Origin of the sequence: Pedobacter sp. PLR, assembly GCF_026239675.1 — a bacterium.
Classification (GTDB): domain Bacteria; phylum Bacteroidota; class Bacteroidia; order Sphingobacteriales; family Sphingobacteriaceae; genus Pedobacter.
The window spans coordinates 662083-677461 of record NZ_JAPIVQ010000001.1; the positions used below are offsets into that span (position 1 = coordinate 662083).

Annotated in this window: 17 protein-coding genes; 6 read left to right on the forward strand and 11 right to left on the reverse strand. The window is 42.4% G+C overall.

Annotation, left to right across the window (positions count from 1 at the left end):
• Nucleotides 1-11: 11 nt before the first annotated feature.
• The gene (locus OQX61_RS02725) at nucleotides 12-1307 is read right to left on the reverse strand and encodes an OmpA family protein (protein WP_265840119.1); all 1296 of its coding nucleotides are present in this window, start codon (nucleotides 1305-1307) and stop codon (nucleotides 12-14) included.
• 335 nt (nucleotides 1308-1642) lie between these two features.
• On the opposite strand from OQX61_RS02725, the gene OQX61_RS02730 reads away from it, so the two are divergent.
• Nucleotides 1643-3040 carry a hypothetical protein gene (locus OQX61_RS02730; RefSeq protein ID WP_265840121.1) on the forward strand — a complete coding sequence of 466 codons (1398 nt, stop codon included), beginning with the start codon at nucleotides 1643-1645 and terminating at the stop codon, nucleotides 3038-3040.
• A gap of 93 nt (nucleotides 3041-3133) precedes the next feature.
• Here OQX61_RS02730 and OQX61_RS02735 read toward each other — a convergent pair whose 3' ends face one another.
• The 3 genes from OQX61_RS02735 to OQX61_RS02745 all read right to left on the reverse strand — a co-directional run bounded on the left by OQX61_RS02735 (nucleotide 3134) and on the right by OQX61_RS02745 (nucleotide 5376).
• Nucleotides 3134-4228 carry a hypothetical protein gene (locus tag OQX61_RS02735; protein ID WP_265840122.1) on the reverse strand — a complete coding sequence of 365 codons (1095 nt, stop codon included), beginning with the start codon at nucleotides 4226-4228 and terminating at the stop codon, nucleotides 3134-3136.
• Between the two features lie 94 nt (nucleotides 4229-4322).
• Nucleotides 4323-4988 carry an FAD-binding oxidoreductase gene (locus OQX61_RS02740; RefSeq protein WP_265840123.1) on the reverse strand — a complete coding sequence of 222 codons (666 nt, stop codon included), beginning with the start codon at nucleotides 4986-4988 and terminating at the stop codon, nucleotides 4323-4325.
• Between the two features lie 4 nt (nucleotides 4989-4992).
• Entirely contained in the window at nucleotides 4993-5376 is a 384-nt protein-coding gene (locus OQX61_RS02745) for a hypothetical protein (RefSeq protein ID WP_265840125.1), read from the reverse strand.
• A gap of 111 nt (nucleotides 5377-5487) precedes the next feature.
• On the opposite strand from OQX61_RS02745, the gene OQX61_RS02750 reads away from it, so the two are divergent.
• The 4 genes from OQX61_RS02750 to cobC all read left to right on the forward strand — a co-directional run bounded on the left by OQX61_RS02750 (nucleotide 5488) and on the right by cobC (nucleotide 8566).
• Nucleotides 5488-6123: a sigma-70 family RNA polymerase sigma factor gene (locus tag OQX61_RS02750; protein ID WP_265840126.1), complete on the forward strand. Its 636-nt coding sequence runs from the start codon at nucleotides 5488-5490 to the stop codon at nucleotides 6121-6123.
• Nucleotides 6124-6206: 83 nt separating this feature from the next.
• Nucleotides 6207-7211: a nicotinate-nucleotide--dimethylbenzimidazole phosphoribosyltransferase gene (cobT, locus tag OQX61_RS02755; protein ID WP_265840127.1), complete on the forward strand. Its 1005-nt coding sequence runs from the start codon at nucleotides 6207-6209 to the stop codon at nucleotides 7209-7211.
• Nucleotides 7212-8000 (forward strand): adenosylcobinamide-GDP ribazoletransferase, encoded by a 789-nt coding sequence (locus OQX61_RS02760; RefSeq protein ID WP_265840128.1) that lies wholly within the window; start codon nucleotides 7212-7214, stop codon nucleotides 7998-8000.
• A complete protein-coding gene (gene cobC / locus OQX61_RS02765) occupies nucleotides 7985-8566 on the forward strand; it encodes an alpha-ribazole phosphatase (protein ID WP_265840129.1) in 582 nt (193 codons plus the stop codon). The genes OQX61_RS02760 and cobC overlap by 16 nt, the downstream gene beginning before the upstream one ends.
• Here the strand turns inward: cobC and OQX61_RS02770 are convergent.
• The 5 genes from OQX61_RS02770 to OQX61_RS02790 form a co-directional block, all read right to left on the reverse strand.
• Nucleotides 8530-8724, reverse strand: coding sequence for a hypothetical protein (locus tag OQX61_RS02770; RefSeq protein ID WP_265840130.1), 195 nt, complete (start codon nucleotides 8722-8724; stop codon nucleotides 8530-8532). The two genes, cobC and OQX61_RS02770, sit on opposite strands and share 37 nt — an antisense overlap.
• A 34-nt stretch (nucleotides 8725-8758) precedes the next feature.
• Nucleotides 8759-9133, reverse strand: coding sequence for a hypothetical protein (locus OQX61_RS02775; protein ID WP_265840131.1), 375 nt, complete (start codon nucleotides 9131-9133; stop codon nucleotides 8759-8761).
• A gap of 97 nt (nucleotides 9134-9230) precedes the next feature.
• Complete coding sequence (locus tag OQX61_RS02780) at nucleotides 9231-9854, reverse strand: gluconate 2-dehydrogenase subunit 3 family protein (protein WP_265840132.1); 624 nt, start codon at nucleotides 9852-9854, stop codon at nucleotides 9231-9233.
• Nucleotides 9855-9877: 23 nt separating this feature from the next.
• The gene (locus OQX61_RS02785; RefSeq protein ID WP_265840133.1) at nucleotides 9878-11614 is read right to left on the reverse strand and encodes a GMC family oxidoreductase; all 1737 of its coding nucleotides are present in this window, start codon (nucleotides 11612-11614) and stop codon (nucleotides 9878-9880) included.
• 124 nt (nucleotides 11615-11738) lie between these two features.
• A complete protein-coding gene (locus OQX61_RS02790; protein ID WP_265840134.1) occupies nucleotides 11739-12257 on the reverse strand; it encodes a low affinity iron permease family protein in 519 nt (172 codons plus the stop codon).
• A gap of 221 nt (nucleotides 12258-12478) precedes the next feature.
• Here OQX61_RS02790 and OQX61_RS02795 point away from each other — a divergent pair, with 221 nt between their 5' ends.
• Entirely contained in the window at nucleotides 12479-13051 is a 573-nt protein-coding gene (locus OQX61_RS02795; RefSeq protein WP_265840135.1) for a DUF4142 domain-containing protein, read from the forward strand.
• A gap of 62 nt (nucleotides 13052-13113) precedes the next feature.
• On the opposite strand, the gene OQX61_RS02800 is transcribed toward OQX61_RS02795, so the two are convergent.
• Together OQX61_RS02800 and OQX61_RS02805 are read right to left on the reverse strand one after the other, a co-directional pair.
• Nucleotides 13114-14637: a L,D-transpeptidase family protein gene (locus OQX61_RS02800; RefSeq protein ID WP_265840136.1), complete on the reverse strand. Its 1524-nt coding sequence runs from the start codon at nucleotides 14635-14637 to the stop codon at nucleotides 13114-13116.
• Between the two features lie 116 nt (nucleotides 14638-14753).
• Nucleotides 14754-15257 (reverse strand): DUF892 family protein, encoded by a 504-nt coding sequence (locus tag OQX61_RS02805; RefSeq protein WP_265840137.1) that lies wholly within the window; start codon nucleotides 15255-15257, stop codon nucleotides 14754-14756.
• Nucleotides 15258-15379 lie beyond the last annotated feature (122 nt).

A 15379-nucleotide genomic window follows, 5' to 3' on the forward strand; every position in this document is an offset into this window, starting at 1 on the left:
ATTTAAAACCCTTATTTTCCTGTTACACGGATATCTATACGTCGGTTTTGTGCCCTACCCTCAGGGGTATCATTGCTGGCAATCGGATGCTCGGCACCATAGCCTTCTGCTTCCAGTCGCTTTTGATCAATACCTAATTTCACCAACTCGTTTTTGGCGGTATTTGCACGTTCATTAGAAATTCTCTTATTCACTGCGGCATCGCCGGTACTATCGGTATAGCCACCTAATTTCAGGGTAACTACCGGATACGCGACTAAAATAGCGGCAATGTTATTCAACTGTTCCTGCGATTCTGGTTTTAAAGTGCTTTTTCCAGGTTCAAAGTATAACCTGTCGAAGGTAAACCAGGTGGTTTTATCTACCGGTTTATCTTTAGCTTCAATGAATACAATCAACCTGTTTTCTACGGAATTCTCCGCGATGCTGATTTCTTTTCCATCAGGCAACTTCCTGGTCATCTTTTCGCCAAGATTCTTCACATAATCTCCGGCTTCATTTAATTTACCTTCCACAGTGGTTACAGTGGCATCTACTACACCACCAACTTTACCGCCCATGGTATCTATACTGGTTGTTACTGAATCTACTGTACTGGTGACCGAGGTTTCATTGCAACCTTTTTTTCCCAACATCCACCATAATGCCACAATAACGACAATCAGGGGAAGCAGCCATTTGATAAAGCCACCACCTGTATTTTTATCAGGAACCCTTCCTGATGGTATTGCGCTCGCCCTATGCATTTCAACCTGAGGGGCATCAGGAATACCTACATTGGGAAGCTTAATATTGGCAATTCCTAAAGTGCTGCTTAAACCCGGAGGAAGTGCTGCTGCAATTTCGCTTTTACTTTCAAAAATCTTTCCTAATAAATCAGAGACACTCCAGCCTTTGGAGGCCATCAGTTTTGAAATTAAGCCGGTCACCAATGGCACAATCATCGCCAGCAAACCGGCAGACTTACCCTCAGGTAGCCCCGTAGCAGTAGAAACTGCGCTTGTTACGGAGCCGCTGTCATTTCCAAATAAGCTGCCCAACATGGATTTTCCTTTTTCCAGGAGCGAATCACTGGAACCATTTAGTAAATCATCGGGGGAATTCGTAGCCGCAGAACCAGTTAAACCAGGCAGGATACTATCCAGTAAGCCACCTCCGGCTCCGTTTTTGAGGATTCCGGCTAAAACCGCAGGGATACCAGCAGAGAAGCCTGTTTTCACCTGATCCTCAGTTACGCCAGCTTTCTGGCTCAAAGAAGAGATCACGCCACCGCTTACCTCATTCTTCAACATTTCAATTAAATTCATGCTTATAGTTTTATAGGTTAGAAATATTATATCATAAAGCAGGTTAAAAAACCAGACGCTTTAAATTTTAAAATTCAAACAAATACTATTCACCCTCAATTAATTTCAATCCGGCATAAAGAAATAATGCCTGCACTATATAAAAATAAGCACTAATCCCTTAATAACCACACAATAAAGTATTTAACTTCAAAAAAAAAACAATAGAAAATTTAGATGTACTCCTTATTTGAGAACATTTAATCCAGCCGAAAAGTTTCCGTATTTTAGTATATAATGGTTCTGGAGCACAGAATAATATTCCATGATCAATTTCATAACTTAAAATCCCTCCTATGAAAGCAAAAATCAACTCCTTTGAAGAGCTCATTGCAGCTCTAGACCAGGATACCCCGTTAAATTTAGAGGTCCAAACCTCCATCCTATGTCCATATGCTATTGTACTTCCTGTTGGATTTAGCCTGACTGGATTGGACAGAGATAGATCGATCCTTAGTTTCAGCAATAGTGACGGCATCGGTTTAACGGCCAACAACGAAGTCAGCAACCTGAATATTCAAACTAACCCGGGCAACAGAGCCATTTATCTATTGAGCCACCAGGCCGATCTTGGGACTTTTACCTTAAAAGACTTAACCATCACCGGACAGGTTCAAATATTAACCCGCTCTGGCAGCCTTAAAACCAAACTAATCGCCGAAAACATTGATATTGTAAGTTGCGATGCGCGTCGTTACTCCGAGCAACCACAGAAATATGGTGTAAATGTTTACCAGGGAGCCTTTACCGTTTACAACTACAACAGTAATCCGGATAGCGTGATACAGGCCACCCTGACCGACATTACCTTAGGCAGAAAGGGTGCTCCGGTAATTGGAACCGGCTTATTTATTGGCGGTTTTAGCGACAATGGTGGTTGGGTCCTGGCAGACCAGGTCAGTACCGGAGAAATCTACACCAACGGCATGATTCCTTACGGACAGCCAAATATCATTACCGCAGCAGTCTTTATCCTTAATGGTGCCAAAGTTAAAACACTGATCAACAAAGGCAGGGTCACAACGTATGGGGTGAATGACATGGTACTGGATACCTGGGGACAAGTGGACCGTTGGATTGCAGAAAACCCCATTACTTCTTATGGCCCCAGCGGAATTGGCTTTGTCAACTTCGGAGTGGTCGATTATTTCGAGGCAAAAGATAAAATAGAGACCTATGGACTGGGAGCCAGAGGGTTTAACCAATATGATGGCACTGTAAATCAAGCGGTATTCCATGGGATTGAAACCCATGGCAACGGCTCCATTGGCATCCAGGTGAGTAAACCTGTTGGCAGTATCACGATAAAAAACGACCTCATCACCCATGGCGCAGTGGGCCAGACACTGGTAAAAGGAGTCCTTGTCTCCCTACCCGCAGATGGGCTCAGCATTAAACCAGGTGGAGAAGTTAAGCAATTACACATCGCCGGAAACATCATTACGCATGGTAGTGGTGTGCATTCCTTCCATGTAGAAGGCGGCACCATCAAAGAATTATCGGTAAAAGGGGAAATCGTAGCCGAAGGAAAGAATTCTGTGGCCGTCTCCGTAACGCAAAGTGGAAAAACGTCATTAAAGCAGGTCAGCGCCATATCCAGAAAGGGAATCGCTGTTTTAATTGAAAAAGGGGCTGTTACAGACCGTACAGACCTGAAAGCCAAAGGAGATAAGGGGGATATCGTCGAAGAATAAATGCTTAAACCTACAACAGCCGGCAAAACCGGCTGTTGTGATATTTTAAAAATCAGATGGACTGAATACTATAATTCTGATTTCCAATCCACTTTAGTACTCGTACTTAGTTGGATTATGTCGGTCTCCATTCGGTTTTTTCCCTTCACGCAGGTAATCACCAGTCATGTCGATATACTTGTTATACGTATTCAACATTCTATAATCCCAATAAGGATACTCGCGGTCTGTCAGCATTTTATTAATCAAAGGTCTCATGGCCAAATGGAAGGCTTTACTATTGGAAGCATAAGTCATATTACTGCTGTGGCCAAAACCAAGCGCATGCCCCAATTCATGAACCAGCACTTCTTCTGCATTCTTATTGTAATGACGCATCATCACATATTCTGCAACTGCAACCAGGTTTCCACCACCTAAGCCACTCACATTTCTGACTAAACCAGTTTCGATATTTGCTCTGGTCAGAATATCACGGTAAACCGCTGATTTTTTCTCCTCGCTCAGCAAAGTTCCATCATTGGCGGTTAAGCCTTCATAAGCCATAAAACCAGTTTGAGTAGATTCTTGTGAAAACAAATAAGCCAAATTGGTAAACATCACCAGACTTTCTCTGGCATGTAAAGGGTTCATTCGATACCAATTCCCTACATCTTCCTGTGATTTTCTAAAGTTCAATCTCCATGGGATTTTCATGGCGTTTAGTCTTTTGTAAAAGGGGTCGTCTACCACTACAGAAAATACTGCTTTAGAAAGGTCCGTCTGTTTAGCAAGGGTAATTAACTGACCACTTTCAGTATACAACTGCTCTTCATGGTCTACAATAGACAAGGGGAGTTGGAAAGTAACCAATGGGGTAATAGAATCAATTTTTAAAAGCGCGACTCTTTCTCCGGTACCTGCCAGTTTCACAAAAACCTGTATATTTCTGATGGTTTTCAACGTGAAATTCATCAGTTTTACTTCTTTAGTACCACTCAATTCAATTTTAAGCGGATCGCGTAAAACGATGCTTCGCGTTACCATAACGGCAACTGACTCCGTATCAGCCAATAAATCTTCTACTCCGGTAAGGGTTTTAAAGTTTACGATTTTTGTTGAAACGACAGTTTCAAGGGCTTCTTTTTCAGCCTTTTTACAAGAGAAAAGCATCAGAATAAAGGAACAGATCAGTAATGAATATTTCATACCAGGGATTAAATATTATTTATCCCAATTATAGCTAATATATTCATTTTATCTCACACATATTCTCATTAAACCCCGTTTAAACAGCTATCTACTAGGCTTCCAGTACGATGTGAGCTTTATCGACCTTTAAAGTTCCAAGTAAAGTTAACATGGTTAAGGTGAAGGGTTCCGGCCCGCAGATATAGTAGTAAGCGCCTGGATTAGTCACATATTTACTTAACAATTTAAGACCGATCTCCCGGCCTGCAGCACCAGGTTTTGTAGGCGATTTCAAAACATCTACGTATTGCCCGGCCAGCATATATTTTAGTTCTGCCGGGAGGATGATATCTTCTTCACTATGGTTCGCAAATAACAAGGTATTCCCGGTCAGGGCATGGTCTAGTTTCAACTGACGAAAAATGGCGATAAATGGTGTGATCCCTGCCCCGCCAGCAAGGAATACTCCGGGGCCTTTGTAATGAATGGTTCCGAAAACATCATGAAGAATCAGTTCATCGCCTGTGGTTAAGGCCGACAATTTTTCGGTGACACCCCCATGATCTTTATAAATTTTAATGATAAACTCCAGATACTCGTTATCATTGGTACAGGTAAAAGTAAAAGGCCTCAGTTCTTCGGTTAAACCAGGCTGATTAATGGACACATCTGTAGCCTGACCGGGTACGAAAGAGTAACCGGCAGGCTTTTCGAGGATAAAGCGCTTTACATTTCGCGCTACATGCTCCACATTTAATATTTTTACAATGTATCCCACCTGCCTAATCTTTAGCAATTTTAGGTCCAGAAAGTTTGGCCAGACTATAAGCGCCAATTGCCATCGCAAGGTCTCTTACGGCTACATCAAGGTACTTTCCACTCGCTATAAGACTCAAAGCAATCAATACTAACCAGGTGCAAACCAGATACGCCCCTTTTTCCGGATTAAAGAACACCAGTAAGCCTGCGATAATTTCTATCACCCCCACAATCATCATAAACGTAGCAGCGCTGAAAGGCAACATTGAAGCCAATGTAGGGTTGAGGTATTGTGACCAGTCTGTCAATAAATTACAAAACTTGTCTGCCCCGGCTACAATCGGGATGAGTCCGTAAGTCAGCATAAGCAAAGACTGTACTGATTTAATGTTTTTAAGATCTTCCATGATGTTAATTTTTATACATTAGAGAGGGGCTGTAGAAAAAGGGTTACAAAATTTTTATACCTGATTTTGTAACCCTTTTCCCTGCCAATACTCTATTATATATCAGACACTATGAGCACCGAAACTACAAATACGGACACCTTCAGCGAAGAGGAAATCATACAAAGAATTGTAAACGGGGAAAAAGCCTTGTATGAAAGAATCATGCGCAAGTACAATGAGCAATTGTACCGGATTAGTATGTCCATTGTTAATGATGCTCAGGAGGCGGAAGACATTATGCAAAACGCTTACCTGAATGCTTACCGACACCTGCCTGATTTTAGGCAACAATCTGGTTTTGGGACCTGGCTCACCCGAATCCTGATAAATGAAAGCTTATTACACAAGAAAAGGAAAGTTCAACAAAACAAGACCCTGATGGAAAGTAATGAAAAAGCTCAGCATACAGAAACTCCATTAGAAAGCCTTGTGAATAAAGAACTCAAAGCGATCCTGGAGAAAGCAGTAGCTGCCTTACCGGAAAAATACAGAATGGTATTCGTGATGCGCGAAGTACAAGGGATGAGCACGATAGAGACTATGGAGGCCCTGGATATCGGGGAATCGAATGTTAAAATCAGGCTGACAAGAGCCAGGGAAATGTTACGTTCGGAGCTCAATGCCTACTGGAAACCGGGACAACTGTATGCCTTCAATCTGGTTCGTTGTGATGTTATCGTAAACCATGTGATGAAACAACTCTAAAATATTGTTAATTTCAGCCTTTATTGGCCGTATCCCACACAGATACGGCCAATATTTATTTCAAACCAAGGCGATATCAGCATATGAAGGAAGAACTTCAACAGAAAATAGATTTAAAGACTAAGCCCCAGGGTGCATTAGGCAAGTTAGAACAACTTGCTCAGCAAATCGGAACCGTACAGAATACCCTTAGTCCGGAATTAACCAAACCTGCGATTGTTGTGTTCGCAGGGGATCATGGCATCGCCAAATCCGGTGTTAGCGCCTACCCCCAGGAAGTGACCTACCAAATGGTCCTGAATTTCCTGAATGAAGGAGCGGCAATCAATGTATTTTGCAGGCAACACCAGATCAACCTGCTAATCGCAGATACCGGGGTGAATTTCAACTTTAAGCCACACGAAAAACTGATCCGTGCGAAAGTGGAAAAAGGCACCAGAAACTTCCTGGAAGAACCAGCTATGAACATTCATGAGCTGGAAAACTGTTTGACACAATCGGAGAAAATCGTGAACGACCTTCATGCAGGTGGCTGTAACATCATCGGTTTCGGAGAAATGGGCATAGGCAATACCTCTGCGGCAACCATGATCATGAGCAACCTTTGCGGACTACCGATTGAAAGCTGCGTAGGCAGAGGTACCGCATTGAACGACGAACAATTTGCCCATAAAATCAGTATACTGAAACAGTGTGAATTGCGTCATGGGCGCTCAAAAGACCCTGTAGCCGTATTGCAGACTTATGGTGGCTTCGAAATTGCCCACATTACCGGAGCGATGCTGGCAGCTTATGAAAACAATATGCTGGTTATGGTGGATGGATTTATTGCCACAGCAGCCTACCTCGCTGCCCTGATGATCAACCCATTGCTACAAAACAACGCCATATTTTGTCATCTATCCGACGAAACCGGTCACCGTCAATTGTTAAAATTCTTAGGTGCAGAGCCGATATTAAACTTAAACATGCGACTTGGTGAAGGTACCGGATGTGCGGTATCCTACCCGATCATTCAAAGTGCAGTAGCCTTTCTAAATGAAATGGCCAGTTTCGAAAATGCTGGTGTTTCTACAAAAGCATCCTAAATGAAAAACGAGATACGTATATTTTTTACGGCAATGATGTTTTATACGCAATTGCCTTGTCCGAAATGGGTAGACCATGATCCGGAGCACCTGAACAAATCTACCCGGTATTTCCCTTTGATCGGCTGGCTTGTTGGCGGACTTTCCTTCCTCGTATTCTGGATCAGCAATTTCCTGTTTGGCGCTGAAATCGCGGTAATTTTATCGCTTGCTGCAGGTGTATACATCACCGGATCTTTCCATGAGGATGGTTTTGCAGACGTATTTGATGGATTTGGAGGTGGCTGGACAAAGGCAAAAATCCTGGACATCATGAAAGACAGTCGCCTGGGTACCTATGGTGTAGTTGCACTGATCTTTTTGTTTGGCCTGAAATACCTGGCCTTGCATAAGTTGCTGATGAGCCTAAAATTTACTCCTGATTATATTGTCTTGCTGTTTTTTATCACTTACCACGCCCTGGCGAGGTTAACTGCCATACAGATCACTTTTACTTCAACCTATTCCCGTGAGGATGAAAGTAGTAAATCCAAACCTATAGCCAAAGCTTACTCCTATAAAGAAGTAATTGGTGCTTATATTTTTGGCCTTGCTCCGCTGTTAGTATTGCTTGCTTTCCGCTGGCAGCTCATTTTTGTATTAGCACCCTTAATCCTGCTTTATTTAATCAGCCAGCGGTACTTTAACAAGTGGCTGGACGGCTATACCGGCGATTGTCTGGGTGCCGTAGAACAATTTGCCGAAGTGATTACGCTTTTAACATTTCTGGTCGTATGGAAGTTTATGTAATCCGACATACCGCAGTAGCGGTGGAAAAAGGAACCTGCTACGGACAGTTTGATGTGCCCTTAGCAGCTAGCGCAACGCAAGATATCAATGAAGTCATTGCTAAATTGCCTGACGATTTTGACCAGGTTTACAGCAGCCCTTCCAGTCGCTGTAGCCTACTTGCTGATCAACTACCTACGAATTCGGCAGTGGAAAATCGGCCGGATTTAATGGAGATGAACTTTGGCGACTGGGAGAACAGCAAATGGAACGACATGGATCAAATTCTGCTTGGGCACTGGATGAATGATTTCGTCAGCACAAAAACCCCTTCCGGGGAGAGCCTGGAACTGCTTTATGAAAGAGTAAATGCGTTTATAGCGATGCTCAGAACCAAAGATTTGGGTAAGGTCGCCATTGTAACCCATGCCGGTGTAATCCGTTGCATCTGGGCCATCATTTTAGACATTCCGTTGCGCAATATTTTTAAAATCTCTGTAGATTACGGCTCAGGGATCAAGATTAATTTAAACAAAGACAGCGCATTAGATCAAATAAAACACTTTTCCGCCGATTCATCATCCTGATCATCTATCATTTCGACATTGATTTCTATTTGGTTTTCTTTTCTATTGGAAGAGGGTATCGGGATACCTGCACCAGCACCAATGCCGATTAAGGCTAGTGAAAGCAGTAGCACAAGACAAAGCCCTCTCCATATCTTTTTCAAAGATTTCATGGACATTTGTTAAAGTAAAAAAACAGGGTTAAAAAGGCAATTAGCTGCCGATACCCGGAGGGATGATTTTAGGAATAACAAAGAACCTGAAAGGTTCGAAGAGAGAGAGCTGATCTTGATTATGGTTAAAAAGAATAGCTGAGGTGCTATTGTACAACCATAAAGCATAAGTATATAAAGCCTTTGATCCAGTTTCAATATGGGCCTTTAATTGGATATTCTTTGCGTTGCTGTAAACCGGGGAGCTTTCTACCCATTGCAGAAAACCAATTACAGATTCGATCCGGGCTTTCTGGTTTAGTTGGGTAGAAAAGCCAATGGGTCCTGACAGGCAAAAAAAACTACCTGCAAATGCCCATATCAACAGGTATTTTGAATAGCGTTTTCTAAAACTTAAAGACTCCATTTTGCTCATCAAAATAAAGTTAATGATTTTATAATCAACACCATAACAAATAAAAAAAAGCAGCAGTAATTAAACTGCTGCTTTTTTTTATAAAGAAACCCGGGTATTAAGAAGCACTATCAAATCCGTATTGCTTCAATACGTCCGCAGGCACACCTTCCCATTTATTAGGAACGTTACCTACATAACCGATATCTTTCACACCCATTTCCGTGGTATAGAACCCGGAAGCGGTCAGACTTCTCATCAGGTTAAAAAAGGCAACACCTTGTTCCATTCCTGGTTTTGCTTTTTTAGGATAAGCAATCTGGTCTACCATTTCAATTTTCTGCCCGTCGGAAAGGTCTTTAAAAGGCTTCTCCCAACGATTCAGACATTGCATATCCAACCATCTTAATCCGCCTCTCATGGGCGTTTTATGGTCTGGCATATCTTTCACGATAAACTCAATAAATTCCGGCACTTTAGCCTCAGTTGCACTTCCTGATTTATCATCTTTTGGGATGATGATATCGGAAAGCACAGCGATAGTCGCCATCTCATGTGGAGAAAAGAACGTTTCCTCCATCAGCGTTTTATCTCTCAGGACTTCCCATTCTTCTCTTCCGGGGTGATCACCTGCTTCAGGAGTTGCAGCAACTTTAGGTTCACCTGGTTTACAGGCATCTAATAATACTGCGGAACTTATAGCAGTTAGTCCTAAGACTTTTAACGAATCACGTCTGTTCATAATTTTTCTTTGCTTTAAACAGATTAAATATTTTGTTTTTTCTTTTGATCCAGGATATATTCCGCAGTTCTCATAGAAAGCGCAAGAATGGTCCAGGTTGCATTTTTATCTCCTTGCTGTACGAAAGGTGCTGCATCTACCACGAATAAGTTTTTACACTCATGTGCCTGACACCATTTATTCAATGCTGATTTTTTAGGATCATCACCCATTCTGATGGTACCCACTTCATGGATGATCTTTCCCGGAGCCTCTAAACCGTAATTCGTTTCCGGACCAGGGATGTCAGAAGTAATGATGGCACCCATTGCATGCATCATCGACTGGAAAGTCTCCTGCATGTGTTTCGCCTGTTTCACCTCTTCGTCTGCCCATTGGTAATTGAACCTCAATACCGGGATACCGTATTTATCGACTACTTTAGGATCGATCTCGCAGTAATTTGTTTCTCTGGCGATGGCAGTTCCCCTACCAGCCATACCTACCGAAGCACCGTAGAAGCGTCTGTAATCGTCTTTTAACGATGCTCCATAACCTCCTGCTTCTTTCATTTTACCGTCTCTACCCGGTACCATACCGTTTAATTTAGCAGTACCACCACCAAATCCATAAGCTGGCATTCCCATACCACCCCAATATTCAATATGATAACCACGAGGGAAATCCAGTTTTTTATTGTCTAACCACCATGGCGAATAAATGTGTACACTACCTATACCATCTTCGTTGTATCGCTTACGGTCCATCAGCTGAGGTAAGAAACCACTTAAGCTGGCACCGGTAGAATCATGCAGATATTTACCTACAATACCGCTTCCATTGGCCAATCCACCAGGGTGGGCCGCAGATTTAGAGTTCAGTAAAATACGCGCAGACTCACAGGCACTGGCACCAAGGATGACTGTTTTCGCAGTTACCTGATACTCAAAACCGTCTTTCTTATTGATATAAGAAACGCCGGTAGCCAATCCGTTTTTATCCGTCAGGACTTCCCTAACCATCGCATCAGTGATCACGGTTAAGTTTCCTGTTTTCACTGCCGGGATGACTAAACAAGAAGAAGAAGAGAAATCACCATACACTTTACAGCTACGTCCGCATTGTCCGCAGTAAAAACAAGGTGCACGGTCTTTATTATCCGGTAAGGCTTCTGTTAAAACGGAACCCCTACCTGGAATTACCGTTACGCCGGTTTTCTCTCCGGCTTTCTTAATGAACAACTCATTTAGCCTTGGTTTTGGCGGTGCCATGAAGATTCCATCGGGTTCATTTTCGATGCCTTCTACAGAGCCATATATCCCAAGCATGCGGTCTATTCGATCATAAAAAGGTTTTAGCTCTTCGTACGTAATAGGCCAGTCATCCGTTAGTCCATCCTTACATTTAAAATCCAGTGGTCCCATTCTTAAGGAAATTCTTCCCCAGTGATTGGTTCTGCCACCTAGCATTCTAGACCTGAACCAGGCAAATTCGCTTCCTGATTTTTGGGTATAGGGTTCGCCATCTAATTCCCAACCTCCATATGAGGCGTCAAAATCGCCAAAAGGTCTTGTGGTTGATGCACCACGTCTTGGGGATTCCCATGGCCATTTTAACTGTTGTGCGTCGATTCTTGGGTCGAAATAAGCACCAGCTTCAAGCATCAGCACTTTTTGACCGGCATGAGCCAACACGTAGCCGGCCATACCTCCGCCTGCTCCAGACCCTACGATAACAACATCGTAGACGGTAGACGATTTTTTGATTTGAAATTCACTCATATATTTGGTTGAATGGTTGATGATCTAATATTATAAAAACATCCTAAATATGCAAATAGCTGAATCAAGAATGAATCTTAATAAGCATAATCATCAATATGTAAACAAAAAAATACAAGTAAAATCAGGATTTGGCATTCAGATTATTTGCTTTTCCCTTCGTAACTTCAGGTACCGCTGTCTTTGCCTCCCCTTCTGCAATATGGATTTTTTTCAACCTGTGGTTCTTCACTGCCGCATCAATAGAGTGTGATTTATGTATATCCAGGTCGGCTTGTGCCACGTCTGATAACTTTTGATAATACTTATGCAGTACATCCAGCTCAGACTCCGTCAGGTCTTCAATATCCACCATCCGGTTACTGGCATGCCTGCTGGCCGCAATCAGTTCATTTAATTTCAGCTGAATCGCCTTGGAATCCTTGTTTTGACTCTTCTGAATGAGGAACACCATTAAAAAGGTAATGATGGTTGTCCCCGTATTAATCACCAGTTGCCAGGTGTCTGAATAATTGAAGATCGGTCCGGAAAGCACCCAAACAATCACCACCAGGAAGGCAGTGCAAAAAGCCACAGGACTTCCGGTCCAGTTGGTAATCTTAGTTGATGCTTTCTCAAAAAAGTTCCCATTGTTATTTTTCATGTGCTATAATTAAATGTCCGGTTTAAAATTGAATACTCCGGTTCCGCATTGCAGCTGCGAGTCCTGATTTCGTAGCATATAACACCTTACCTGTTAAAATGTTTCCCATCGCCACAGGAAGCAATACCCTTCCCTGATTAAGGGCTTAATTTCTAAATTACTCAAAACATTTCAGTTCCAGATTTGTAATTACACTAATGCTAAACTATAAATCAAGCACTATGAAAAACAAACATTTACTGGCCATTTTCAGCCTGTTGCTGATCTCCTTTTCCGCTTGCCGGAATACCGATAAGATCAACGCTGACACTACTGATTCAACAATTGCGCAGGTCATCCCTGATACCGCAGATATAAACAGAGGTGGTGATATGACTGCTTTCCTGCAGGAAGCAGCAACTGATGGCATGATGGAACTCGCTTTAGCGAAACTTGCAGCAGAAAAATCCACCAACAAACTCATCAAAAGATATGGAGCAGTGTTGGTCAAAGACCATACTAAAATCGCCGCTGAATTAAAGACACTCGCTGCCAGTAAAAAAATTGCATTACCAGCTACCCTTCCTCCGGCAGACCTGAAACATATTGAAGAACTTAAAAAAATGGATGTTGCCGCCTTTGAAAACCATTACATCAAAATGATGATTAAAGATAATGCCGCAGCAATTGACCTTTACAAGTCTGCGAGTGTATCCGGCGATGTACAAATCAGGAGTTTCGCCACTAAAGCATTGCGTATGTCTGAACGTCATTTCAAACGTGCGAATGAAATCAATGCCGATGCCGGTTATTAAAATATAAAACAGATCGGGGTTCATCCCCCACCGATCCGTCATCACTCAGGTGACGGATTTTTTCATTCAGCAATCATCTGATTGGATTTCAGTTCATTATACAGCAAAAGATCCAATCCATAGATGTCATTTCTGATTTGCAACAGCCCTTTATCATCCAGCCAGGCGGTGATATAAGTCAGGTATATTGGCATTTTTACCGGCAAACCAATGTATTTGGCTCTGGGATAAGACCGATCCATGGCCGATTTAATCTGGTTAAAGGTTTTTCCGGGTCCGAATAAGGCAAGCGCAAGTTCCTTCGGTTTTTCTACCCGCACACAACCATGGCTAATGGCCCTGAGCTTTTTCTTAAAAGCAGACCTCGCCGGGGTATCATGCAGGTAAACGCTGCTGTTATTGTCAAAAATAAACTTGATTTTGCCCAGAGAATTCTGTTCACCCGGACGTTGCTTAAAGGTATACTGTGAAACATCTGCGGTAGACCAGTCTATTTTTTCAGGTGATGAAATACGTTTCCCTCCTTTATACACATCAATATCATTGTTGCTGAGGTAATAAGGATCACGATCTGCATATCTGGAAATTTCATTCCGGGCAATACTGGCCGGAATATTCCATATTGGGTTGACCTGCACACTATAAATCATGCTGTTCAGCTGAGGTGTCTCTTTTGAGCCCCCCGGATCAGTTTCTGTACGGCCCTCTCCCACACAGACTTTCATTTGCAATACAGACACCCCTTTTTCCATCACATCTAAGGTGTAATCAGGAATATTAACGCTTATATATTTCTGCGCATCAGGCTTATTTTTCCAGCGCAGACGCTCCATATTTAATTTAATAGCTTGCGCCGCATCCTCCTTGTTCCTGTTGATGGCTCCTGTACCCGCTTTTAAAGCCATTTGTAAGGAGCGATAGGCTTCAGATGAAGGTTGTATGCTATCCAGAAAAAGGAACAGATCAGGAGCGTTAAAAACCCTCATGATTTTTGAACTGTCAGGCACCTGCGTGGTGATGAAATAATTCTTATCGAGGCTATCGGGACTAATAAGCCCATATTGCATCGCCTGACTATATTTTAGCAAGGCAGCAGCCATCAATAGTTCCAGTTTCACTTTTTCCTGATATTTGATGGAGGCCGGTTTATCCTGCTGTTCTTCCAAATCCCTGATACGGGGCCCGATTTCATTCAGGTAGAAATAGTTGGTATCCAAACCATGAAGCTCAGTTTTTCTCAGATATTCCGCAATTGCCCCTGGCTTTAAGCCCTCCTGACCCAACAAAAAGGGTTTATAATCATGGCTTTGATATAAGCTATCCAGCCATTGGGGATGGGCGCTCCGGCTAAGCTCCTCTGATAAATGTTTTTTAAAAACCGACACCGAATCATTCTGGCGCCTGGTCATTTCCTTGTTCTTCCTGTCTTCCTGAACCTGAGCCGCGGCTTCCTGATCCTGAGCAGCTGTCCTCCAGCTTTCATCCGGGCGATAACTTTCCCGGGCAACTGATTCTTTAGGGCGTTTTATGGCACAGGAGCACAAAAATGCCGCAGCTACCAGTAAAAAAATAAAGCTTTTTTTCACCTCAACACAAAAAACAACTCCCTTTAACATAGACAGATAGATGTAAATCTTTAACACCTGATCAATTCTATTGTTTCCAATCTCTCGTAAAAAATGAATAAAAAATTCCAGGTGCGTTATTTTGCTGATGGATTTATAAAGTTTCTGGCAATCTCTGTGAGGTACAAATCCGTTCTTTTTTCATCCACCAAACATTCTTCAATTAGTATTTTCACCTTATGATGCCCCAATTCAGCTGATAAAGACATCAGATTTCCGTAGCAAGCAATTTTATAATGCTGAATAACCTGTACCAGGCAAATCACGGCCACATCCCTTAATGGCGAACCCGTCTCCATATCTCTGATCATGCAGGAAGCTTTCTCAGTTAAACACCCGACGATTTCACATTTACCATTTGAGCCATCCCGCTCGAACCGATCCATGATCGCAGATAGATGCCCGAGGTGCTTTTGTGTAGTCCGCATATTGTGCAATAACACTTCCACTAGTGCTTCATGTCCGGCAGCAATACCTAATGCAGCAAAACATTTCATGAATTTTCGTTCTGCATCGTAAATATCTTCCAGTCCATTGAGGAAGAAATCCTCCAACCCTGGCCTTTTCCTTATATCTTTCATCACAAAGGATTTGATTCCATAACTCTGAAATTTCAGCTATTAAATTTCGTCAAATAAACAACAAAACGCAAGCAATGGACTGAATTTAAACCATATAGTGACAAATTACGTGTTAAAAAAAA

What these genes read in the sequence shown, in the direction of transcription:
- OQX61_RS02725 (WP_265840119.1), bottom strand. Translation starts at nt 1,307, where the DNA reads ATGAATTTAATTGAAATGTTGAAGAATGAGGTAAGCGGTGGCGTGATC.
- OQX61_RS02730 (WP_265840121.1), top strand. Translation starts at nt 1,643, where the DNA reads ATGAAAGCAAAAATCAACTCCTTTGAAGAGCTCATTGCAGCTCTAGAC.
- OQX61_RS02735 (WP_265840122.1), bottom strand. Translation starts at nt 4,228, where the DNA reads ATGAAATATTCATTACTGATCTGTTCCTTTATTCTGATGCTTTTCTCT.
- OQX61_RS02745 (WP_265840125.1), bottom strand. Translation starts at nt 5,376, where the DNA reads ATGGAAGATCTTAAAAACATTAAATCAGTACAGTCTTTGCTTATGCTG.
- OQX61_RS02750 (WP_265840126.1), top strand. Translation starts at nt 5,488, where the DNA reads ATGAGCACCGAAACTACAAATACGGACACCTTCAGCGAAGAGGAAATC.
- cobT (WP_265840127.1), top strand. Translation starts at nt 6,207, where the DNA reads ATGAAGGAAGAACTTCAACAGAAAATAGATTTAAAGACTAAGCCCCAG.
- OQX61_RS02760 (WP_265840128.1), top strand. Translation starts at nt 7,212, where the DNA reads ATGAAAAACGAGATACGTATATTTTTTACGGCAATGATGTTTTATACG.
- cobC (WP_265840129.1), top strand. Translation starts at nt 7,985, where the DNA reads ATGGAAGTTTATGTAATCCGACATACCGCAGTAGCGGTGGAAAAAGGA.
- OQX61_RS02770 (WP_265840130.1), bottom strand. Translation starts at nt 8,724, where the DNA reads ATGTCCATGAAATCTTTGAAAAAGATATGGAGAGGGCTTTGTCTTGTG.
- OQX61_RS02775 (WP_265840131.1), bottom strand. Translation starts at nt 9,133, where the DNA reads ATGAGCAAAATGGAGTCTTTAAGTTTTAGAAAACGCTATTCAAAATAC.
- OQX61_RS02780 (WP_265840132.1), bottom strand. Translation starts at nt 9,854, where the DNA reads ATGAACAGACGTGATTCGTTAAAAGTCTTAGGACTAACTGCTATAAGT.
- OQX61_RS02785 (WP_265840133.1), bottom strand. Translation starts at nt 11,614, where the DNA reads ATGAGTGAATTTCAAATCAAAAAATCGTCTACCGTCTACGATGTTGTT.
- OQX61_RS02790 (WP_265840134.1), bottom strand. Translation starts at nt 12,257, where the DNA reads ATGAAAAATAACAATGGGAACTTTTTTGAGAAAGCATCAACTAAGATT.
- OQX61_RS02795 (WP_265840135.1), top strand. Translation starts at nt 12,479, where the DNA reads ATGAAAAACAAACATTTACTGGCCATTTTCAGCCTGTTGCTGATCTCC.
- OQX61_RS02805 (WP_265840137.1), bottom strand. Translation starts at nt 15,257, where the DNA reads ATGAAAGATATAAGGAAAAGGCCAGGGTTGGAGGATTTCTTCCTCAAT.